The organism is Anaerotaenia torta (genome assembly GCF_050433395.1).
Classification (GTDB): Bacteria; Bacillota; Clostridia; order Lachnospirales; family Lachnospiraceae; genus Mobilitalea; species Mobilitalea torta.
The window spans coordinates 450,191-472,452 of sequence record NZ_JBNPXH010000002.1; the positions used below are offsets into that span (position 1 = coordinate 450,191).

Sequence of the window (22,262 nt, forward strand, 5' to 3'; positions counted from 1 at the left end):
TTCCTCCCTGCTTCTATCTCCGGTTAATCTCTCCGATTCTGCCGATATCCACCTTCGGCTCCCTTTTCATGGTATACAGGCCGTTGATCTCCTGCTGCACATCCGTCAGCTGGGTGTAGCAGAAGCCGCAGACATAGTCCAGGGATTTGATGGCTGAAGTAATGACGTCAAACCGCTTTATAAAATCCTCTTCCGACTGCACCTGTTCCCCGTAGCCCCAGCCCCGGTCATCCCGTAGGGCAATTCCGCCGTACTCGCTGATGATCACCGGCTGTCCCTGATAGGCATAACCCCTGGCGAAAGCATAGAGGGAACGGTTGAAGGGAATTTCATTCCCCAGGATTTTGTCCTTGCCGGAATATCTTTCAAGGAGCTCTCTGCCGCCCTCCTCATAGTCGTGAAGGGTAATAATATCCGATACCGTATGCTGCCATCCGTCATTTACAATAACCGGCCTCATATTGTCAAAGCTCTTGGTAAGGTGATAGATGCCTTCGGTAAACTGCTGCTGGGAGACATCCGTCGCTACGGCTTCGATTCCCCAGCTCTCATTAAAGGGCGCCCAGGTAATAATGGAAGGGTGATTGTAGTTCTGTTCCACTACTTCCATCCACTCCCTGGTAAAAAGCTGCATCCCGCGGTCACTGAAGGCATATTGGGAGGCCATCTCCGACCAGACTAAGAGTCCCTTTCTGTCACACCAATACAAGAAACGCGCATCCTCTACCTTCTGATGTTTCCTCAAGCCGTTGTAACCGGCCTCCAGAATCAGATCAATATCCTTTCTGATGGCTTCCTCCGAAGGAGGGGTTAGATGGGATTCCTCCCAGTAGCCCTGATCCAGGATCAGCCTCTGGTAAATGGGCCGGTTGTTCAGCAGAACCCTGCCCTCCTCGATAGATATCTTACGCATACCAAAATAAGAATCCACCTCATCCATTACCGCTCCAGCCTCCAACAGCCGGAACTTTATATCATACAGCTTCGGAGACTCTGGCGACCAGAGCTCCAGGGTCCAGGGCACTTCTGTTCCCCGCAGGCTGGCAGAAATCCGAAGTCTGTTCTCCAGCACCTGCGCCTGCTGCCTGCACACCAGTCTGCCCTCCAGCCAGATCTCCCATTGAAGGCAGGTCTCTTCCTTCCCGGGCGTACCGGAGAAGCTTGCCGTAATATCGATCAATCCCCTGTCAATATCCGGGGTCATCTTGATCCGGTCAAGATAGAAATCAGAAACCTCTTCCAGCCAGACGGTCTTCCAGATTCCGGTGGTCTGTACATACCAGCAGCCGAAATTATCATCCTTCCATCTCTGTTTTCCTCTGGGCTGCTCGCAGCTGATGCTGTCCTCCGCCCGTACGGTTATGCGATTCCTTCCCAGCCTTAGAAACCGGGTAATATCCAGGGCAAAGGCTCCATAGCCGCCTTGATGGCCGCCGGCAAAGCTGCCGTTGACCCAGACCCCGGCTTCATAATCCACACCTTCAAAATGTAAGAGCAGGCGTCTGCCGTCCCTTGCCTCCGCTTCAAACTCTCTTTCATACCAGAGGATATTATGATGCCTCTCATCCTCAACTCCGCTTAAGGGGGTTTCATAGGTATAGGGAACCAGAATGGTCCTGCTTTCGGGGAATTGCCGGTACCACTCTTCTCTCTCCCCTCTGTTGTCATCATCAAAAAGAAAATTCCATTCACCATTGAGATTCGTCCAGCTCTTTCTTGCAAACTGGGGTCTTGGGTATTGTGTCAGCATTGTAATAGCTCCTTATTCTTCGACATTATAATTGTTTATACATAATAAATGTATTAATAAAACTCTAAATTTATCTATTATTTATGTATTAATACTTTTGTTTTTCTCAATATCTTTAGTCAAATAATACTACAATGCTGATTTTATGTCAATGCTTTTGTTTAGTTTTTAGTAAATAATATTTTTATATACATTTTTAATGTACAAAAATATTTCTTTCTCATTCCGATTTCTACATTTTAATTGTATATATATTGCTTTTCCTTTCCTTTTATGTTAGGATGAAATATAACCGATACAATATGACTTTAAGAAAGACGAGGGTTGTTCCATTTATGAAAGATAGTCTGAAGCTTAACCTTAAGAATAAGGAAGAACTGGTCAATGTGGGGAAGGCTTTTTCCTCCGCCATCCGCATCGACATTCTGGAATTCCTCTCCGCGAAGCCCGCCATCATAACCGATGTAGCTTCCCATTTCAATATCCCCCTCTCCAGTGCGGCTCTCCACATCCGAACCCTGGAGAACGCCGGGCTTATTTCCGTTCAGCCCATTCCCGGCTCAAAGGGAGCCCAGAAGCTCTGCGGCGTTCTGGTCTCCAATGTGAATGCGGATATCTGTCCGGACCCGAACAGGAACGCACGCTGTCTGTTCCGGGAGGACATGCCCATCGGCTGCTACCTTGACTACCATGTATCCCCGCCCTGCGGTATTGTGTCCGATATCGCCGACCTGGGTGCGGAAGACAGCATCTGCGGGTTCTTCAGCACCGAGCGCTATAAGGCCCAGTTGATCTGGCTGACCTGCGGATATCTGGAATACCGTTTTTCCAATACTATCTTGAAATCCAATTCCGCCAACAAGATCCAGTTTACCTTTGAAATCTGCTCCGAAGCCCTGGGCTATAACCCCAACTGGCGTTCGGACGTCAGCATCTGGATGAACAACACGGAGATCGGCATTCTCCAATGCCCGGGGGATTACGGCGGCAGGAGAGGAAAGCTGAACCCCTACTGGTGGAGCGATACTTCCACCCAGTACGGTGATTTAAGAAAGATCTGGATTACGGAAAAGGGATGTTTTATTGATGAAAAAAAGGTATCGGACCATACTATTTCTTCCCTCAGTCTCAACAGGAACAGTTTTATCTCCTTTAAAATCGGAGTAAAACCGGATGCCGAGTACCTGGGCGGAATGAATCTCTTCGGAGAAAAGTTCGGGGATTACCCTCAGAACATTGTAATGGAGGTATTTCATGAAGAACCCTAGAAAATTCGCCGCAGCCCTCCTTTGCTTCCTTACGGCAGGCGCCGTGTGCGCCGGCCTTGCAGGCTGCAGCAAAAGAGCCGTTCCCCATACTCTGGAGGACGGCATCTATAAGATCGTCAACAAGGCCACAAATCGGGCCCTGAATATGCAGCTCAGCGGCATGGCGGACGGCGCCGCACTGTGGCAATACGGGGATACCGACAGCTTTGACGAGCTTTGGCGTGTTGAAAAAAACGAAAACGGCTACATAATACAGTCCCTCCTCACTCCAAGGAATCTATCCATCCGCAAAGCTTCCAAGGATGCGGGAGCCTTGGCAGAGGTGCGCATTCCCGGCGAGACACAGGATCAATCCCAGCTTTGGACTCTCCAGGAAACCAACGGATCCATTCAGATCATATCCTCCCTCTCCGGCTATACACTGGGACTGGAAGAGAAGTCTCCAAAATCTTCCGTACCGGTCAAGCTGCTGGAATATACCGGGCAGGACTGTCAGCTCTGGAATTTCGAGAAGGTCTCTCTTATGAAAGACCTGCCTTATCTGCTGCCTTTAGAGGGAAGCCTCTTCCATTCCTCCTGCCCGGAAATCATCCGTTATGGGGATACCTACTACATGTTTATCATGGCACCCCATATCAGCATCAAAACCTCCAAGGATCTGATTCATTGGACCATCGCAGGCACGGTATTTGGGAATCAGGACCCCTCCTGGATGAACAAGGAGGTTCCCGGCTATGGCATCTGGGCCCCCGGTGTATACCAGATAAAGGATAAATACTACCTGTATTACTGCATTTCCACAGTAGGCAGCCAGAATTCCGCCATCGGCATGGCCGTGAACACCACCCTGGATATGGATTCCCCGGATTACCGGTGGGAGGACAAGGGCGTCGTAATCCGCTCCTACACCGGAGATGATTACAATTGTATCGACCCCAATATTATCACCGATGAAAACGGGGATGTGTTCCTTACCTTCGGTTCCTACTGGAATGGAATCTACCAGCGCCAGGTCGACCCGGATACCGGTCTGCTTCTGGAAAGCAATCCCCAGTTCTACCATCTGGCCAAACGCTATGCCAATAACGGGGCCATCGAGGCGCCTTATATCATCAAGCACGGGGATTATTACTATCTTTTCACCGCTTTTAATCCCATGGATAAGAGTTATCACAACAGGGTAGGCCGTTCTTCCAGCGTACACGGCCCCTTTGTGGACCGGACAGGCAAATCCATGCTGGAAGGCGGAGGCACCCCTGTCACCCAGGGTCTGTCCCAGCTGCTGATGCCGGGGCACGCCTCCGTATTCCAGGACGAGGATGGGCAGGACTATCTGGTCAGCGAGTATTTCCGCGAGAACAGCGCCAGCATCCTGCTTATCGGAACCATCCGCTGGGACGAGGAAGGCTGGCCCATCACCGCCCTGACACCGGATGCGGTACGCTTGCTGGCGGAGTAATATCCGTCCAAAAAGCGGCTTAGCCCCATACCTCCCTGGCAATTTCCCGTACCAGCTTCAATTTATCCCACTGCTCTTCTTCTGTCAGCTTATTTCCTTCTTCCGTGGAGGCAAATCCGCATTGCGGACTGAGGCACAGACGTTCCAATGGAATGTAGCGCTCTGCCTCCCGGATGCGCTTAATTATATTTTCCTTCTCCTCCGGAACCGGGGATTTGGTGGTAATAAGGCCCAATACCACCTGTTTATCCTTGCTCACATATTGCAGGGGCTCAAAACCGCCGGAACGGTCATCGTCAAATTCCAGATAAAAGGCATTTACATTTTCCTTCGCAAAAAGATCCTTCGCTACCCGGTCATAGCCGCCCTGGCACGCCCAGGTGGAATGGAAATTGCCCCGGCAGATATGGGAGTTGATTACCAGATCCCCGGGCTTGCCCTCTATGGCGAGGTTATTGACCCTGATCAGCAATTCAATCCACTTCTGCAGGCCTTCCTCATCCGTTCCCAGAATGAAGCATGCATGGGGGTCCACGCATACGCCCCAGGTACAGTCATCAAACTGGATATTCCGGCAGCCCGCATCGTATAAATCCCGGATTACCTTCCGGTAGCCCTTCGCAATGTCCTGAACCAGATCCTCTTCCTCAGGATAGATGGCCTTTGTGCCCTCCAGGTTCTGGGGAATGAGCGTCTGGAACAGGAACTGGGCCGGCGCCGGTATGGTCTGGCGCGCCCTTGTGTTCTCATCCTCGAATTGCTTTACAAATTTGAAATGCTCTACAAAGGGATGGCTGTCCACCGATACCTTTCCTGTAAGGAAGGTATCATCGATTAAGGCATCCTCCCCGTGGAAGGGAATTCCGGACTTCGTCTTTTCATGTCCCACTCCGCCAAAGGCCCACATAAAATCCAGATGCCAGGAGCTTCTTCTGAATTCTCCGTCCGTGATCACCTGGTATCCGGCCGCTTTCTGCTTTGCAATCAGATCCGTGATCGCGGCATCCTCTGTTTTTTTCAGTTCTTCTGCCGTAATCCGGCCCTTTGCATACTCTTCCCTGGCCTGCTTCAGATTCTCCGGCCTTAAGAAGCTTCCTACGATATCCCATTTAAAAGGTGCATTTTTACTCATCCGCCCTACCTCCTGTTTTTTAATATAAGAAACATGTCTTTTGTTTTCTGTATTATAGCTCTGTTTGGCAGAAATGAAAAATACAAAAAAACATGTGTCTGATATAGTTTTAATCTATATCAGACACATGCTTTCTTAAAGCCTCCATATATGCCTTCCCGTACCGGCTGAGGGGCATTTCCTTCTGCTTTATGGTTCCCACACGGATATGCTCCTCCACCATGAGGGGTCTCGCAATGATATTCTCCCCATTGAGCTCCCTGCTGATTACACCGGTGCTGACCGTATATCCGTTCAGCCCCACCGCCAGGTTAAAGAGCGTCGCCCTGTCTCTCACCTTGATATTCTTATTGCGGTCAATGGTGCTGAGTATTTCCTCTGAAAAATAAAAGGAATTATAATCTCCCTGTTCAAAAGACAGATAAGGATATTTCTCCAGCTCCTCCAGCGTAATCCTCTCCCTGTCTGCCAGAGGGTGCTTTGAGCTGATGAATACATGGGGCTTCGCTACAAAGAGCTCCTCGAACTCCAGACCGTTCTGTTTGATTAGCTTTTGGATTATCTCCTCGTTTTTTGAAGAGGTGTATAATATCCCGACCTCACTCTTCAGCCTGCTCACGTCTTCGATAATCTCGTAGGTCTGAGTCTCCCGGAGAGTAAAATCGTACTGGCTGCCCCCAAATTCACGGATCACATCCACAAAGGCATTCACCGCAAAGGAATAGTGCTGGGCTGAGACGGAGAATCTGGGACTCTGCTTTTTCCCATTCAGGAATCGCTCCTCAAGGAGATTCGCCTGCTCCAGAACCTGTCTGGCATAGGCCAGAAATTCATCTCCCGCATTGGAAACGGTGGTCCCTTTCTTCGTCCGGTTAAATATAGTGATCTGCATTTCATTCTCCAGTTCCCTGATTGCGCTGGTGAGGCTGGGCTGGGAGATAAACAGCTCCTTGGCAGCCTCGCTGATGGTTCCCTTATCCGCAACGGTCACCGCATATTTTAACTGCTGTAATGTCATCCGCTTCTCGCTCTCCTTCTACACAGCTTTGACTTCCGCCGGATTCTCATATGGCCCTGACACTGTCCCGTTCCACGAATTCCGTACACACCTGTATCTTTGTTTTTATTCCGTCATTCTTTTTAATCAGTTCTATCATTCTGCGGACCGCGAGACGGCCCATCTCCTGCTTCGGCACACGAAGGCTGGTGAGGCGCGGAGAAGATATCTCACAGAAGGGCAGATCATCAAAGCCGATGACCGAGATATCCTCCGGTACCCGGCAGCCCCTTTCCTCCAGTGCCTTCATCGCCCCCAGAGCGATCATATCATTCTCGGCAAAATAGGCCGTGGGAAGCTCCGGCTTCCCTCCCAGATACTTCAGCATATCCTTGTAGGCGCCGTTCATGGTGGTATTGAGCTCCACACAGTACTTTGGATTGTATTCTATGTTCTGCTCCCGGAGCGCGGAACGGTACCCGGACTGCCGCTGCTGGAAGCCAAGGATACGGAAGCTTCCCTTCAGATAGCCAATCTTCTTATGTCCCTTAGAACACAGATAATTGATTGCCATTCTTACCGAATCCGCATTATTGATAATAACTCCGTTAAAATCCATGTCAAAGCTCCAGTAGTCCAGCAGAAGAATCGGACACTGGGCCGCCTTGTACAGCTTAAGCTCTTCCGGAGACAGCTCCGTGCCAAGAAGGATAATCGCTGTTCCGGGTTCATTCATCATCTGCCTGGCCTGTTCCGCATAATCGGGATGCCGGATATCCAGATTCCCCATAGCCATCTCATATCCGGATTCACGGCATTCCTGCTCTATGCCGCTGATCAGGGACGGGAAAAACGGCGTATCATCAATGATCATTCCGTTCTTTTTATAGATCACCAGCCTTATCTTCGCTACAGAACTGCTGTCTATATATCCGACTTCCCTTGCTACCCGCAGTATTTCCTCTGCTGTTTTTGCATTCACACCTTTTTTTCCGTTTAAAGCGTTGGATATTGTAGCCGCAGAAAATCCGGTAATATCACTGATCTGCTTAATCCCTGTCTTCAATCGCTCACGTCCCATCTGTTTTTATTTCATAAAATCGTATGATGAAAGCGTCAAAAGGTGCTGCGCACACTTCCGGATATAAGATATTGCTATCACAAGCAAGCTTGCATAGCAATATCTTATATCCGGAAAGCACCTTCGGTGCTTTTGACGCTTTCATCATCGCATATAAATAATATTATAAATTATTTATATAAAATATCAAGTAAATATTTTTCCGGTATATCCGATTATGTATTATTTGTTACAATTCAGAGGGGGTCAGAACAAAATCAAGACCACCAGTTCAGCCAGTGGTCTTGACTTAAGTTTTTATCTGAAAATTACAGGAGAAGAATCTCCGGTTTTGGGTCTGAGGAAATTATCTCCGTTTCGCAGCTCTCTGAAGCGCCTTGATAATCTCAACAATCGGAATAACACTGACTGCCAGCAACATGGCAATACCGTATTCCATCAGGCTGATGTGTGCAAAATCAAAGAGATCGCTGAGGAAAGGTACATAAATTACAGCCGTTGTCAGCACAAAGCTGGCCACTCCCGCAATAATTAGCGCAGTATTCTGCGTGTTCATGCGGAAGATGGAACCGCGCTGGCTCCTCATATTGAAGCCATGGAAGATCTCCGCCATACTCATGGTTAAGAATGCCATGGTCATACCATCGGGACTGTTAACAAATTCCCACCGGCCGGATTCAATATAATGTCCGATAAAATACGCCGTCAAGGTAAGCACCGATACCATCAAGCCCTGGTATGCAACATCAACGCCGACTCCGCCGGAGAAAATACCATCCTTGGAGGAGCGGGGCTTACGCTGCATCAGATCCTTCTCACCCTTTTCCATACCCAGGGCCAATGCCGGGAAGCTGTCCGTAATCAGGTTAATCCAAAGGATATGCACCGGCTTTAAAATGGTAAAGCCCAGCAATGTCGCAACAAATATGGATATTACTTCACTTAGATTGGAGGACAGCAGGAACTGAATCGCCTTACGGATATTGTCATAGATTCTTCTTCCCTCTTCTACTGCCGAAACAATGGTAGCAAAATTATCATCCGCCAATACCATGTCGGCTACATTCTTCGTTACATCCGTACCGGTAATACCCATTCCGACACCGATATCGGCACTTTTAATGGACGGAGCATCATTTACACCGTCTCCGGTCATTGCAGTAATCATCCCCTGCTGCTTCCATGCCTTTACAATACGCACCTTATGCTCCGGCTGAACACGGGCATACACACCGTAATTGCCAATGGTCTTCTGGAATTCTTCCTCTGATATATCATTGAGCTGAGCACCGGTAATGGCCTGCTTCGGATCATTGATAATACCGATCTGGGTAGCAATTGCAATTGCCGTATCCCTGTGGTCACCGGTAATCATTACCGGACGAATACCTGCGCTGCGGCACTCCTTAATTGCGTCAATAACCTCAGGACGGACAGGATCAATCATACCGGTCAAACCAATGAAGACCAGCTCCCGCTCCAGCTCCTGGGGAGTGAATTCTGCCGGAACCGCCGCATGAATCCGATATGCTGCCGCAAGAACACGAAGAGCCTTATCCGCCATCCGTTTATTCTCCTTCAGTATCTCGCTGCGCTTCTGGTCGGTCATGGGCTGAAGCGTGCCCTTCTCATAATAGGAGGTACACAGCCGGAGCACCTCATCCGGGGCACCCTTGGTATATTGAACAATCTCCTGATGCTGATGAACGGTCGACATCATCTTCCGTCCGGAATCAAAGGGAGCTTCACCAATACGGGGATAGGCATTCTTCAAATCAGGCTTTTTGAGATTCAGAGAAGCAGCATAGTTCACCAAGGCGCACTCTGTAGGCTCACCTACGGCATCACCGTTCTCCAGCTCCGCGTCACAGCAGAGAGCCATGGCTCTGGCAAGCAGTTCCTCATCCGAAGCATAATGATCCACTACGGTCATCTTATTCTGTGTCAGTGTTCCGGTCTTATCGCTGCAGATAATCTGGGTACAGCCCAGAGTCTCCACCGCGGTCAGCCTGCGGATTACCGCATTACGTCTGCTCATATTGGTAACACCGATAGAGAGTACGATGGTTACCACCGCCACCAGACCTTCGGGGATGGCAGCAACCGCAAGGCTTACAGCAATCATGAAGGTATGCAGGATGAATTCTCCGCTGAAATCTCCGGCACGGATCAGACTGAAAAGGAAAATAAATACGCTAATTCCAATTACCAATACGGTAAGGAGTTTACTTAACTGATTTAGCTTAATCTGAAGAGGAGTCTCACCCTCCTGCGTCTGCGTTATCGCATCCGCAATCTTACCCATCTCCGTATCCATACCGGTAGCAACAACTACTGCACGGCCGCGGCCATACACAACGGTACTGCCCATGTATGCCATGTTTTTACGGTCACCCAGCGGTACCTCTTTCTCATCGGCTTTCAGACTCAGGATGTTAATCATCTTGTTGACAGGTACGGATTCGCCGGTTAATGCCGCTTCCTCAATCTTCAGGCTGGCACTTTCCAGGATACGGCAGTCTGCCGGAACGGCATCACCTGCTTCCAGAAGAACAATATCGCCCACTACCAGCTCTTCGCTCTTTACACTGACAATGGCCCCGTCACGAAGAACCTTGCTGGTGGCTGCGGCCATTTCCTGCAGTGCTTCGATTGCTTTCTCCGCCTTGTTCTCCTGGTATACACCAAGAACTGCATTAATGACAACAACGGCTAAAATAATAAATACGTCAGCCTCAAATCCTCCTTCATAGATACTGGTGGCTGCGGAGATTGCCGCTGCTGCCAGCAGTATCATAATCATCGGATCCTTCAGCTGATCCAGAAATCGTTTAATCAGACCATCCTTCTTCCCTTCGGCCAGCTTATTCTTACCGTTCTTCTCCAGCCTTTCCCTGGCTTCGGAAGCAGTAAGACCCTCCATTGTACTACTCGTTTGTTTTAGAACATTTTCCGCCTGTTCGAGATAATACTTCATTTGCGATAAGTTCCTTTCTTTTTAATAATTAGTAGAAGTTCGTGACAGAGTGTAATCCGGTCTTATTATCTCACAGAATATAGTATATCATGCCCAGGGCGGACATAATCATCTGTATTACCATAATTCTATGAAAAAACTCATGTATGTCTTATTCCATAAGAATAAAGAAATACATGAGTCTTGTCCTTTCCGGATAAGCCAGACGTTGCCGCCATGTTTGTTGACTTAGCCACGCAAAGATTGCGCGAACTACTCCCTCACGATAATTCAATTGATTATTTCTGTCAATATCATACCATAATTAGACTAGATAATCAACCCAAAAAATTGTTGCAGCGACCTCAATATACATTCGGCTGAATTAGTCTATAACAAAAATATTGTAAATGGCTCTCATTGCTTCCTCGAAGTCCTCTTCATCTACGCCAATGACAATGTTCAGCTCTGAGGAGCCTTGGTCGATCATTTTAATGTTGATCTTCTCCTGGGCAAGGGCGGTGAATATCTTGGCCGCCGTACCTCTGGCCTTTCTCATGCCGCGGCCCACCACGGCCACCAGGGCCAGGGAATCTTCAATTTCCATATGGTCGGGATGCGTCCGGAAGGTGATCTCGTCCAGGATCGCCTTCTCCTTGCCGCAAAACGCCTCTGTATTTACAATTACACTGAGGGTGTCGATGCCTGAGGGCATGTGCTCGAAGCAAAGATTGTTCTTCTCCAAGGCCCGGAGAACATTTCTTCCAAACCCTACTTCGGAATTCATCATGTCCTTCTCGATATTGATGACGGAGAAGCCTCTCTTTCCCGCGATACCGGTGATGACATAGGGACTTGCTTCCACCGTCTGTGCCACAATCATGGTACCTGGATCCTCGGGGTGATTGGTGTTCTTGATATTGATGGGAATCCCCACAGTGCGGACCGGGAAGATGGCATCCTCATGAAGCACCGTGGCACCCATGTAGGAGAGCTCCCGCAATTCCCTGTAGGTAATGGTTGTAATGGGCTTGGGATTGTTCACGATTCTCGGATCGCAGATCAAAAAGCCGCTGACATCCGTCCAGTTCTCGTAAAGCTCCGCATTTGCCGCTCTTGCCACGATGGAACCGGTCACATCGGAACCGCCACGGGAGAAGGTCTTGACCGTATCATTAGGCATGGAGCCATAGAAACCGGGTATCACCGCATGCTCCATCTGCGCCAGCCTGGGTCCAAGGGTAGAAATGGTTCTTTCCAAATCAAATTCGCCGCTTTCATTAAAATAGAGAAGCCCCACCGTATCCAGAAAAGGAAAGTCCAGATACTTGGCCAATAGGATGCTATTCAGATATTCCCCCCGGCTGGCAGCATAATCGCGGCCCGCACTGTGTGCAAAGGCTGCCTTGATGAACTTGAATTCCTCGTCCAGGGAGATATCCAGTGCCAGCTCCCGGATAATCGAATTATAACGCTCCTCTATGGCTGCAAACTCCGCTTCAAAATCATCCCCTCTGGACGCCTTGTCGTAGCACTGATACAGCATATCTGTAATCTTAGTATCCTTATTATGGCGCTTGCCGGGAGCAGAGGCTACAACAAAACGCCTGTCCTTGTCCGCACGGATGATATCCGCCACCTTTTTAAATTGATTCGCATCAGCAAGGGAACTGCCGCCGAATTTGACTACCTTCGTACCACTCATTTACTGTCCTCACTCTTTTCTGCATTTTTATGCTAAAATATTTATCTTATTATACATGTCCTATCTAAATTTATCAATGTTTTTTTCTAAAGGAAGCGTTGATTCAATAGAACGGAATTGCAGGCTGTGATGAATACTCACACACAGGTTCCGTCCCATTGAAACAGCGCTTCTCTTAATTTCTTATAATTATTAATAAATATCACCCATACCGGACACTATTCTGCTTCACATTCTATCAAAAAGTCCCCCAGCTGTCTGTCCACCTTCATAATATGGTTAGCGAGCCATTTTGTCAAATAGTCCCACATCTCATAATAAAAATCTTTTGGCTGTTCAATATCCAGCACATAGGTATTCTGTAATTTGTCCCGAAATATATTATGCTCCTTCGTATGCTCCATAATGAGGGGGTACGAATGCCGAAGCATCAGCTCTTCCTCATAATCGAAATGAATGCGCACATAGCTCTCCAGCCTCTCCACAATGTCAACCAGATTGATATAGCCGAACTTCTCCCTTTTTATCATTTCTTCAATATCATTCAGCATCCCAATCAGCACCTTATGCTGTTCGTCCATTCCGTCGTGCATCACGGAAAATTCCGCTTTCCACTCGAACACTTCAACCGCTCCCTTCTTCCGAACCTCCAACGCCTTTACCGGCACTCTTTTACCGGTAAAAATTCGCACTGGAATTAATGTAATTATAGCATAAACTTTCTATGGCAGTCCATTACTTTTATTTTTTATTGATTGGCAGATGACGGCAAACGGGATTTGTGCTATGCTTGTCCAGTAATCAAAGTTACAAACGGAACATGAAGGGAGAATTTGAATATGAAAAAGGTGGCAGTTATTATTTACCCATACTTTTCGTTGCAAGAAATTACTACGCTAACCTCTTGCTTAAAGATATGGTTTAGCAAAGATATAGATTATTTGGGCAGTGAGCTAAATATTTTTGAAAGTGAAGAAGGATTTCAAGTCACACCTACAAAAACTTTTAATGATGTAAGTTTAGATGATTACAGCTGTGTAATATTACCTGGAATTATTAATCCTTTACCTGCTTTATATGATAACAGGCTTATTCATTTTCTTTCTGAATTGAAAAACAGAGAGATTTTAATCGCATCCATATCATGTTCTCCGCTTTTGTTAGCGAAAGCAGGTTTATTAAGTGAAGTAAAGTTTACGGCTGGTATCTTTATGCAAATGGTTGATTTATTCTCATTCATAAAAAAGGAAAATTTTATTCATCAGCCTGTAGTAAAAGACAAGAATATTATTACATCAATTGGTTTTGCTTTTAGAGAATTTGCAAAACTTGTTTTAAATGAATTAGGACTAGAGGTAGGTGAAGCATTCATGCTCCCCGTTACAAAAGAATACACAGAAGATGAATTAACATTTTATTGGGAAGATAATGATTATCAAGAATTTTTAGAAGAATTAAAGGAATATCAAAAATAATATGGATCGCAAATTATTTCGGTTAGAATCGATGACGAAGTAAACAATTACCTGGTTAGGAGAGGACACACGTATGCAAAAATATATTGCATTATTACGCGGTATCAATGTTGGCGGCAAAAACAAAATACCCATGCCAGAGTTAAAAGCACTTTTTGAAGATAATGGATATCAGGATGTTGTTACCTACATCAATAGCGGAAATGTTATCTTTTCCAGTTGTAATGATAACGAGGAAGAGATTAGACAAAAATGCGAAGCTGCAATAGCAGATAAATTTAAATTAAATATAGTCGTTACGATTATATCCGCTGGGGACCTGGCTGCTGCTCTGTGCAATGCACCAGTTTGGTGGGATCAGGATATTGAGTCAAAACATAATGCAATTTTTGTGATCCCCCCTGCTACAGCATCAGAGGTAATAGAACAGGTTGGCATCGCTAAACCGGAGTATGAACAAGTTAGTTATTATGGACAGGTGATTTTCTGGTCTGCGCCAGTTGAAACATTCTCCAAAACAAGATGGGCAAAAATTGTGGGCAAGTCCGCATATAACAGTGTTACCATAAGAAATGCAAATACTGCAAAAAAGCTATTACAGCTTTTGGAAGGATATATTAGTTAATCACGGCATCGTTTATGCGGGTCTACGGTGTATTACACATCGTAAACCCGCATTTTTCTATACGGATATATTCCTGTTTTTTTTGAAGCATTGGACAATTCGTCAGCGGATCAATTTCCCCAACATCTCCAGGGACAATTCCTGCCCGGGCACAAATTCCTGTGAATTCATATAGCGGATAATGCTCTTTGTCAGAGCCCGCACTTCAGGATATTCCTGTTTTTCCAGCAGACCCATACTGCTGATCATCAGTTTTCCCTTTCCTGCATTACATTCCAATAAGAAAGCCATCCGGCGAAGACGCGCATAGCAGTCCATCACTGTAACAATGGGCTGGATTTCCCCTGGAATGATCATAGCCCGCCCATTTGACATGGGCCACCATTGCCAATTGGAATGACCTTCTGTCGGAAACCCGGTAAATACCGGATGGGAGGACTCTATGAGACATCCCATGCACCCGCTTTGGTTTGCAAAGGTTCCCACAGACCAGAAGTCCGTGGTAAATTGGGACTGAACAGAGGAAGGAAAATGTTCTTCCTCCGCCGCCGGGGAGTAGAATACCCTCTTTCCTTTCGCTAGTTCTTCTAATGTATCAGAATAATTTCTTGTAACTATGACTTCTCCAAAATCAATATCCTGCTTCTTATCCGGTCCATTGCCTTGCCCGTTATTTGATCCATCGCCTTGATTATTATCCGTCCTATTGCCTTGCCTATTGTCTGATCCATTGCCTTGATTATTTGCCGCTCCATTGCCTTGACTATGATTCGGTTCATTCATCTGGCGGCTGTCTGGTGTGCCGCAGGCAGGGACATCTCCCGTCTTTATCCAGGTCCGATCCTCCGGGTACACCCAGATGGGATATTCATTCCTGTGCCTATCAATCACAACTGCTAAGTTAAGCTTTTTAGGAGACAGAATATCCTTCAGGGATAGGGTAATCCCTCCTATCACTGTAATTCCCCCGCAGGGTATAGTCACAGCCGGGAGACTTCCGCTCTCCAACAGCTCTTCGCCGTCCTTCAGCTCATAGATCGCAGGAGCAAGGATTGTTTCCTTCCCGTAATTTGCAATTTCTATCACCGCAGAGAGCATTTCCTGATTGGTGTAGGTATATCTTTCCAGCAGGATCAGCGGCAGTACCGGCCGAAAGAACTGACGAAAGCGTTCCGGCTGTGCAAAATCAAAGGGCTTCGGGCGCAGATGCGAATTCAGCATTCCCACCAATGCCGTTCCCTGTCCCGGAAAGTCCTGCAGTCCCAGGAGGGAGATGCCGGAAAACTCCCTGGTACGCATGGCTGCCTCAATCTCCTCCCGATACGCCAGCAGAGCAAGCTCTCCGGTGGCCTCTACCCTCTTCTTCCAGTCGGCAAGAAATCCCCGTTCCTCCACCCTCTTTCTGATAAAGCGCAGATTATCCGGCAGTGTTACTCCGTTAAATTCCTCAATCTCGTCAAAATCAGGAAGAACCTCATACTGCCCTACCTCAAAGCTGAAGACCGGACCCGCATACTCCTTTCTGATTTCCTCCATCCCGGAATCATAGTTTGTTCCGGTGTTAGGATAGGCTTCATTGATATGCCCTATCATGGGACTAGAGGTGCCCCGGATCATTTTGTCATAGAAATTGGAGGAGGTATAAAAATCATTGCTTCCCTTTGCGCCCACCGCTCCGTAATGATTATTGGAACCGTTGGCATACATCCTTGTGGGATCCATGTTTCTTGCCAGGGCAAGCAGCTCTTCCATGCGCCGGTGGCCCAATTCCCCGGCCGTCAGCTCATTTCCGAAGGTCAGCATGACAAAGGAAGGATGGTTTGCATAAAATCGCAGGATCTGCACCAGCTCTGTCCGGTAATATTTCCAGCTGTTCTCATCCTCAAAGGCTGTTCTGGGGTTCCAGTGGGACAGCTCCGGCTGCATCAGCATTCCCATTCTGTCCGCTGCTGTAAATGCCGCATCCGGAGGACAGTGGGAATGAAAACGGAGGCAGTTGACGCCATAGGATTTGTAGGTATTCAAAACCTCCGTCCATTCCTCCACGGTTAGAGGCATATGCCCCGCCTCCGGAAAAACACAGCAATTTGCTTCACTTCGTAAAAATATATTTCGTCCGTTCAAAGCCAGGCGGCCCTTTCCATTATCGCTGAAATCACGAATTCCAAAGAATACCTTTCTGCTATCCAGCCCCTGGGCAGATACCGCCAGCTCATACAAACTGCCTTCAAATTCATCCCAACGCTTACAATCCTCCCTCAAAGGCAGGTTTTCAAAAATAATGCTGTGTATTCCCGCCTCAAGGGATACCCTCCGCTCTGCATCGTTTTCTAAGGCCGCGCTTTTCAGGCTCAGACTTCCCTCGTAGGGCATTGCCGCATCCATCTCTACTGCAACCGTGATGTACCCGCTCTTCGGATAGACCCTGATATCGGACAGGAAGACCTCCTTTTCCATTCTCAGGCGAAGATAGCCCAGAATGCCGTTCCAATTGGTCTGGGTTTCATCCGTCGCCGCAGAAGAATACAGAATTGCATCACGGGGCCAGGAGGGATAGGAGTTGTCGCAAACAAGGGATAAACTGCCGGACTTATCCGTCAGAAAGTCTGTAAGCTCAAATATATAGGGAGTGGATACGGTTCCGGGAACACAGGGCTCTACTATCTTTCCATTCAGACGGAGCGTCAGCTCACGGGTACGCTCCGCTTCAAGAAAACATCGTTTCTCCTTATATCTCTTCTCCCGGCATTCCCCCTGGCATCCCTCCTCCTGGCATTCTTCCTCCACGAGAATCTCCCTGGAAAAAACAGCAGCTCCTTCGTATGAATATACTCTGGTAAGTCTGGTGGTAATAACCTCCGGCCCATCCGGCGAGGCTTTTTCCATGTCTGCAGCATTTCCCTCCGCCGACTTCCACTGATTCGGATTCCTGTCTTTGTACCCTATCCTGTTCTCATCCAGGGTTCCCGGCAGAATGGCAGTATAACTCTTCCCGTCATCCAACTCTGTTCTCCATTGCCCGCTTAAGTCTATCAGCTTCATTCTATCCCTCCATTCCATAATTTTATTTTTTCTTCCGCCAAGGGAATGGCTTCTGCTTCAGCCATTCCCTATTGTTTTCCCGGTATCTATATCCACAATACGAAACCATACTGTGAATATCCGCAATGCGGGTGTTATTTGGTCATCTTTTCATAAATTCGGCTCTTCTGATGATTATAATCCAGCTCAATTGCCTCGGCAAAATGCTTTGCCGCTTCCTCTTTCCTGCCAAGTCCCAGCTTTCCGAGTCCCATGAGATAATGGCAATGTGCCTGGTTTTTTATTGTCATATCCTCTTCGAAGATCAAAAAGTCCGGAAGGGACACTGCAAAGAAATCATTCTTTATTTCCTCTTTCAGATGCCGTTCGCCGTAATCCAGAAGCTTATAGAAGCAGGCATAGGCCTCTTTTATCTTGCCCAGCTCCTCCTTAGCCAGCCCCTTATATAAGATCATGTCTGCCGGCTGATCATAATAATACATTACTCCTGCCGGTTCATTCTCTCCCCGTTCGGCTAACCGGAAACATTCTTTTGCTTCTTCTGTTTTTCCCAGGGCCTTTTTCACAAGTCCCAGATAGTAGTACAGATGATTGTCCTTCGTCCCTTCCAGCTTCCCTTCGCCTAAGTTTTCGGGATAGACCAGTGCTTTCTCCAACAGCTCCCGCGCTTCTTCATACAGCGAAGCCGTGCTTTTGCCGGAATGGCTCTGAGCGTCAGAATATTCGCCCTCTCCGCCCACAGTATTCTCTGCGGCATGAAGCCGCTCCTTAGCCATTTCTAAAAGGGCTGTTTTATATTGTTCCGGGATTCGCCCTTCCGCACCCTCCCATGGACGGAAGTTGTGGGACATAATGATTTCATATGCCTTCTGATGCATTCCGGCCAGATTGTGGAGCGTTACGTATTCCAACATAACATCGTCGCGCTGGCTGATAATATCCTTATGCTTTTCATAGTTTTCCAGCCTCTGTGTAAAGGGAACTCCCATTTTCTTATAAAGCTGATCCAGTTCCAGGAACACTCTGGTATCCTTTTGATCCAGAGAAAACGCCTTCTCCAGCTCCATCCTCGCCCTCGCAGCATTCCCCTGCTTGTTATAACAGGCAAGAGCCAGATTACGGTGCACCGTAGGATAGCCGGCGTCCAGTTCGGCGGACTTCTCCCAGAGCCTTATGGCTTCCTCAAACTGTAATTTATCATAATATAGATTGCCAAGATAATAATAAGCCTTCGCACCCGCGGGATTTTCAGCAATCGCATCCCTTAATACGGCGATATCTTCTATTTTATTAGGGAAACAGTATGCCGGAGACCAGGTTTCCGCCATCTGGTACTCTTTCCTGCTTTCCCCGGCATATCCGGCCCGCTTCAGATAATACCCCTTGTAATAGGCCAGCAGGGGATACTCCCTCGTACATTGCTCCAGAACAGCAACGGCCTCCCGGTAACATCCTGCTTCCACATAATCCCTTGCCGCCTGCAGATAATTTTCAGGGAAATCCCTCATGAGAAGATTCATATTTTCCAGCGCAGCCTTGGAATCCCTGCTATGCTTTGCCAATTCAAACCGGGATACATAGTCAAAGGGATCTACCGCCAGATTCTCTTCCAGCTGCTTCGCGAAGGCCTCTTCCTCTCCCAGTCTTCGAAGGAGCACTGCCTTTAAGCCGCGCGCTTTTATATTATGTGCGTTCTTAATGAGAGCTTTCTCTGCAAAGTCCAGCGCTTCGGCATCCTCCCCCCTCTCTGCCGCAATCGCCGCCAGATAATAGAAGGACATTTCCTGCTGTTCACTGCTCCAGGTGGCTTTATAGAACGCGTCGAAGGCCTCCTTTTTCTTATCCTGGTACAGCAGAGCCAGTCCGAGATTATAATACGGCTCGCTGCTGTAGGGGTTGGGGCTTCTCCAGGTCAGACGCTTGACCGCGGTACGGAAGAACTGCTCCGCTTCCGCAAATTGGCCCCTTCGCATCAGAAGCATTCCATATGCATTATTGATACGGCTGTCTCCTTTATCGCGTTTTAACCCTTCCAGATAATACGGATCCGGCGGACAGGTGGCATGGCGGTGCTGCTCTATATGCTGTGCCGTCAGAAGCAGCTCCTCATTGGTCCTGATCTCCTCCGGCTCTCTGGCAGGTTCGGCGGGCTGCGCCAATTCCGGGATATCCTCTTCCTGCGGGCAGTATTCCACCAACAGCTTCTCCCTGCAGGAAACGGACACGCAGAGATCGCCGGGCTTGCTGACGCAAATCGGCAGTTCCTTCTCATAGATATCCACAGGGGACAGCAATATGTTTTCCCTGTATACTTCTTTTCCCTCTATTTTAACAATTACCGAGGCATTTTCATAGCGTTCGGTTCCATAGACGATAATACGAAGGCTTTCCTTCCCCAGCTCCACGTTCATAGCCGCATGAATTGTGGCATTCTTGACTGCTCCGGCTTTCTTGTAGGGCATAAAATACTGCTTGAAGGTTTTTTCTTCAAAGGGCTTCAGCCAGGAGAAATCCGGCTGGTTTTCCGTATATACCCCTGTCATCAGCTCAATATACGGGCCGTCCTCATCCGTCAGGTTGCGGTCCCATGCCCGGCCAAATTCGCCGCAGCCCCAGGTCCACTGCTTCTTTCCCGGAGAGATATGGTGATCTGCCACATGGAGAAGTCCGGCTTCCTTCTGATAGTCATAGCCTCCTACAAAGTCAAACTCGGAGCTTTCCGCCATATAGGAAGTGGGAACCGGGATGTTCCTGTATCTGGAGATATCCACGCCCTCGCTGTAATCATGCTTATAATATACACCGTTGGCAATGGGAAAACGGGATACATCCCTTTTTCCATGATCCATAACGGAATGTACGTCCGGAGGAAAGATGGACTGGGTGTGGTCATTTACCGTTACCGCCGGATTCGCCCACCAGAGAAAGGTCTGGGGCATGGAGGTACGGTTATAGAGCTGTCCCCGGATCTCGATATAGGCTTTGCCGGGATACAGGGTGAAGCCTGCGATTCCCTTGGTTCCATACATCTGGTCCACATCATTGACCAGCAGAGTCTTGCTTCCGTCCGGATTCTCCCGGATAATATAATCCACCGGCATAAAGGTAGTGGGCCTGTGGTGCTGGGGCCAGTTGAATTCAATTCCCCCGGATATCCAGGGCCCGGTCAGCCCTACCAGAGCCGGCTTGATTACCCGGTTATAATATACGAAATCATAATCATTTGTCTTGTCATAGGCCCGCTGAATCCGCCCGCCCAGCTCCGGCAGGATCATAACCCGGATATACTCGTTCTCCAGATAAACCGCCTTGTATTCCTTATCGGTTTTAACCTGGCTGATTTTCTCCGTCGTCGGATAAGGGTATACCTTACCGCTGCTTCCCTGATAGACTCTTTTCTCCAGGAACATGGGATTCTTGTCCGGCTCCCCGACCTCGTAAGTCGGAATGATTACCCGTTCTTCCCAGATCTTCACTTCGTTTCTTTGTATCTGATTCATCACTTTATCCCTCCTGTCTGTTTGAACCTATTATATTCTTTCTCTTCGCTTTAATCATTAAATTATATTGCCTTTTTATTGATAAAAACTGCTATTGATATTTCCTGTTTTATTTTTTTGATTATGGATATCTCTTCGCATTATTTTCGATTTAAGCTGACGATATATTTAAATATTATGGAGAATTTTCAACACATCCAGGAGATGCAGGTAATTGGCTTTATGAATAGATAAAATAATAAATTTTAGATTTATTGCTATTGTAATTGAAGTTTTTATGTCTTAGAATTGAAGAATACTATCTGTCTGTTATATAGAACAATTATCGATCCATACAAGAAGCTATAAGGGAGGCCAGCCATGAAACCCTATGAAGATTTTATCCACGCAGATTCTGACTACTATGTCTATTCACCTAGCATTACAGCGCAGAATATGTTTTTTTATCCCCTTTATACCGGTCATTTTATTTATCAGCAGGGGTATTCCCTGCACCGTGATTCCTATGACAGTTTTCTGCTGATGTATATTCAAAGCGGCTCCCTCACTCTGAGCTATGAAGGACGTACGGAAGAAGTGCCTGCGGGATATTTCGTATTTATCGATTGCTATAAGCCCCATTCTTACTGCTGCCTGAATAGCTGCGAATGCATCTGGTGCCATTTTGACGGGCTGACTGCAAAAGCACATTATTCCAGTGTCGTTGCCCGGCTGGGGAATGTATTTTCTATGATTGACCCCTACCCGGCGGTTACTATGCTGACCGCTATTTACAATATATTTCAAAGCGGCGATGCAATTAAGGAGCCGTTGATCTCAAAATATCTGACCGATATTATGACTTCTTTCCTCCTGTACACACCCTATAAAATAAATTCGCCCGATTATACAGGGATGGCTGAGAGAACCATCTCCTATATAAACGAGCATTTTGCAGAAAAGCTTTCGATTGAACAACTGGCTGGCCAGGCCGGGCTAAGTCCGTATCATTTTATCCGCACCTTTAAAAGGGAGACCGGACTCACTCCCTATGAATATCTTGTAAATACCCGTATGAACACAGCTAAATATCTGTTGAAAAACTCCCGGCTCTCCATCAAGGACATTTGTTTCAACACCGGCTTCTCCAGTGAGAGCGTTTTCTGCAATGCTTTTAAAAAGCACCAGGGAGCCACCCCCGCTGAATACCGGACACTGGCGGGAACATGAAAACCATATGCTTCTTACTCCTTCGATTTAGGAGTGCTTATGGAAGTATTTAGTGCTGCCTTA

14 protein-coding genes are annotated in these 22,262 nt (G+C 47.5%); 5 read left to right on the forward strand and 9 right to left on the reverse strand.

Annotation, left to right across the window (positions count from 1 at the left end; all coding sequences use genetic code 11):
- Positions 1 to 13: 13 nt before the first annotated feature.
- Positions 14 to 1,750, reverse strand: a complete 1,737-nt coding sequence (locus tag HNQ56_RS05730) for a glycoside hydrolase family 2 protein (RefSeq protein ID WP_429143678.1) — start codon at positions 1,748 to 1,750, stop codon at positions 14 to 16.
- Between the two features lie 335 nt (positions 1,751 to 2,085).
- On the opposite strand from HNQ56_RS05730, the gene HNQ56_RS05735 reads away from it, so the two are divergent.
- Together HNQ56_RS05735 and HNQ56_RS05740 are read left to right on the forward strand one after the other, a co-directional pair.
- On the forward strand, positions 2,086 to 3,018 hold the full coding sequence (locus HNQ56_RS05735; protein WP_429143680.1) for an ArsR/SmtB family transcription factor: 933 nt from the start codon (positions 2,086 to 2,088) through the stop codon (positions 3,016 to 3,018).
- Positions 3,005 to 4,477, forward strand: coding sequence for a family 43 glycosylhydrolase (locus HNQ56_RS05740; protein ID WP_429143682.1), 1,473 nt, complete (start codon positions 3,005 to 3,007; stop codon positions 4,475 to 4,477). Before HNQ56_RS05735 ends, HNQ56_RS05740 begins: the two co-directional genes overlap by 14 nt.
- 19 nt (positions 4,478 to 4,496) lie before the next feature.
- On the opposite strand, the gene HNQ56_RS05745 is transcribed toward HNQ56_RS05740, so the two are convergent.
- From HNQ56_RS05745 to HNQ56_RS05770, 6 genes are all read right to left on the reverse strand, one after another.
- Positions 4,497 to 5,609, reverse strand: coding sequence for a 5-methyltetrahydropteroyltriglutamate--homocysteine S-methyltransferase (locus HNQ56_RS05745; RefSeq protein WP_429143684.1), 1,113 nt, complete (start codon positions 5,607 to 5,609; stop codon positions 4,497 to 4,499).
- A gap of 109 nt (positions 5,610 to 5,718) precedes the next feature.
- On the reverse strand, positions 5,719 to 6,627 hold the full coding sequence (locus tag HNQ56_RS05750; protein WP_429143685.1) for a LysR family transcriptional regulator: 909 nt from the start codon (positions 6,625 to 6,627) through the stop codon (positions 5,719 to 5,721).
- Positions 6,628 to 6,673: 46 nt separating this feature from the next.
- Positions 6,674 to 7,672, reverse strand: coding sequence for a LacI family DNA-binding transcriptional regulator (locus HNQ56_RS05755; RefSeq protein WP_429143687.1), 999 nt, complete (start codon positions 7,670 to 7,672; stop codon positions 6,674 to 6,676).
- A 361-nt stretch (positions 7,673 to 8,033) separates the two neighbouring features.
- The gene (locus tag HNQ56_RS05760) at positions 8,034 to 10,664 is read right to left on the reverse strand and encodes a cation-translocating P-type ATPase (protein WP_429143689.1); all 2,631 of its coding nucleotides are present in this window, start codon (positions 10,662 to 10,664) and stop codon (positions 8,034 to 8,036) included.
- Positions 10,665 to 11,028: 364 nt separating this feature from the next.
- Positions 11,029 to 12,348 (reverse strand): aspartate kinase, encoded by a 1,320-nt coding sequence (locus HNQ56_RS05765; RefSeq protein ID WP_429143691.1) that lies wholly within the window; start codon positions 12,346 to 12,348, stop codon positions 11,029 to 11,031.
- A gap of 218 nt (positions 12,349 to 12,566) precedes the next feature.
- Positions 12,567 to 13,040 carry a bacteriohemerythrin gene (locus HNQ56_RS05770; RefSeq protein WP_429143693.1) on the reverse strand — a complete coding sequence of 158 codons (474 nt, stop codon included), beginning with the start codon at positions 13,038 to 13,040 and terminating at the stop codon, positions 12,567 to 12,569.
- Positions 13,041 to 13,187: 147 nt separating this feature from the next.
- Here HNQ56_RS05770 and HNQ56_RS05775 point away from each other — a divergent pair, with 147 nt between their 5' ends.
- A complete protein-coding gene (locus HNQ56_RS05775; RefSeq protein ID WP_429143694.1) occupies positions 13,188 to 13,823 on the forward strand; it encodes a DJ-1/PfpI family protein in 636 nt (211 codons plus the stop codon).
- 73 nt (positions 13,824 to 13,896) lie between these two features.
- The gene (locus HNQ56_RS05780; protein ID WP_429143696.1) at positions 13,897 to 14,448 is read left to right on the forward strand and encodes a DUF1697 domain-containing protein; all 552 of its coding nucleotides are present in this window, start codon (positions 13,897 to 13,899) and stop codon (positions 14,446 to 14,448) included.
- Positions 14,449 to 14,550: 102 nt separating this feature from the next.
- On the opposite strand, the gene HNQ56_RS05785 is transcribed toward HNQ56_RS05780, so the two are convergent.
- Together HNQ56_RS05785 and HNQ56_RS05790 are read right to left on the reverse strand one after the other, a co-directional pair.
- Positions 14,551 to 17,490 carry a glycoside hydrolase family 2 protein gene (locus tag HNQ56_RS05785; RefSeq protein WP_429143698.1) on the reverse strand — a complete coding sequence of 980 codons (2,940 nt, stop codon included), beginning with the start codon at positions 17,488 to 17,490 and terminating at the stop codon, positions 14,551 to 14,553.
- A gap of 134 nt (positions 17,491 to 17,624) precedes the next feature.
- Positions 17,625 to 20,990, reverse strand: coding sequence for a DUF5107 domain-containing protein (locus HNQ56_RS05790; protein WP_429143700.1), 3,366 nt, complete (start codon positions 20,988 to 20,990; stop codon positions 17,625 to 17,627).
- A gap of 360 nt (positions 20,991 to 21,350) precedes the next feature.
- On the opposite strand from HNQ56_RS05790, the gene HNQ56_RS05795 reads away from it, so the two are divergent.
- On the forward strand, positions 21,351 to 22,199 hold the full coding sequence (locus HNQ56_RS05795; RefSeq protein WP_429143702.1) for an AraC family transcriptional regulator: 849 nt from the start codon (positions 21,351 to 21,353) through the stop codon (positions 22,197 to 22,199).
- The last annotated feature ends 63 nt before the right edge of the window (positions 22,200 to 22,262 follow it).

Bases quoted from the DNA above. Each gene is read 5' to 3' on its own strand.
- HNQ56_RS05760 (WP_429143689.1), bottom strand. From the start codon at position 10,664: ATGAAGTATTATCTCGAACAGGCGGAAAATGTTCTAAAACAAACGAGT.
- HNQ56_RS05735 (WP_429143680.1), top strand. From the start codon at position 2,086: ATGAAAGATAGTCTGAAGCTTAACCTTAAGAATAAGGAAGAACTGGTC.
- HNQ56_RS05785 (WP_429143698.1), bottom strand. From the start codon at position 17,490: ATGAAGCTGATAGACTTAAGCGGGCAATGGAGAACAGAGTTGGATGAC.
- HNQ56_RS05765 (WP_429143691.1), bottom strand. From the start codon at position 12,348: ATGAGTGGTACGAAGGTAGTCAAATTCGGCGGCAGTTCCCTTGCTGAT.
- HNQ56_RS05795 (WP_429143702.1), top strand. From the start codon at position 21,351: ATGAAACCCTATGAAGATTTTATCCACGCAGATTCTGACTACTATGTC.
- HNQ56_RS05790 (WP_429143700.1), bottom strand. From the start codon at position 20,990: ATGAATCAGATACAAAGAAACGAAGTGAAGATCTGGGAAGAACGGGTA.
- HNQ56_RS05775 (WP_429143694.1), top strand. From the start codon at position 13,188: ATGAAAAAGGTGGCAGTTATTATTTACCCATACTTTTCGTTGCAAGAA.
- HNQ56_RS05780 (WP_429143696.1), top strand. From the start codon at position 13,897: ATGCAAAAATATATTGCATTATTACGCGGTATCAATGTTGGCGGCAAA.
- HNQ56_RS05740 (WP_429143682.1), top strand. From the start codon at position 3,005: ATGAAGAACCCTAGAAAATTCGCCGCAGCCCTCCTTTGCTTCCTTACG.
- HNQ56_RS05745 (WP_429143684.1), bottom strand. From the start codon at position 5,609: ATGAGTAAAAATGCACCTTTTAAATGGGATATCGTAGGAAGCTTCTTA.
- HNQ56_RS05730 (WP_429143678.1), bottom strand. From the start codon at position 1,750: ATGCTGACACAATACCCAAGACCCCAGTTTGCAAGAAAGAGCTGGACG.
- HNQ56_RS05750 (WP_429143685.1), bottom strand. From the start codon at position 6,627: ATGACATTACAGCAGTTAAAATATGCGGTGACCGTTGCGGATAAGGGA.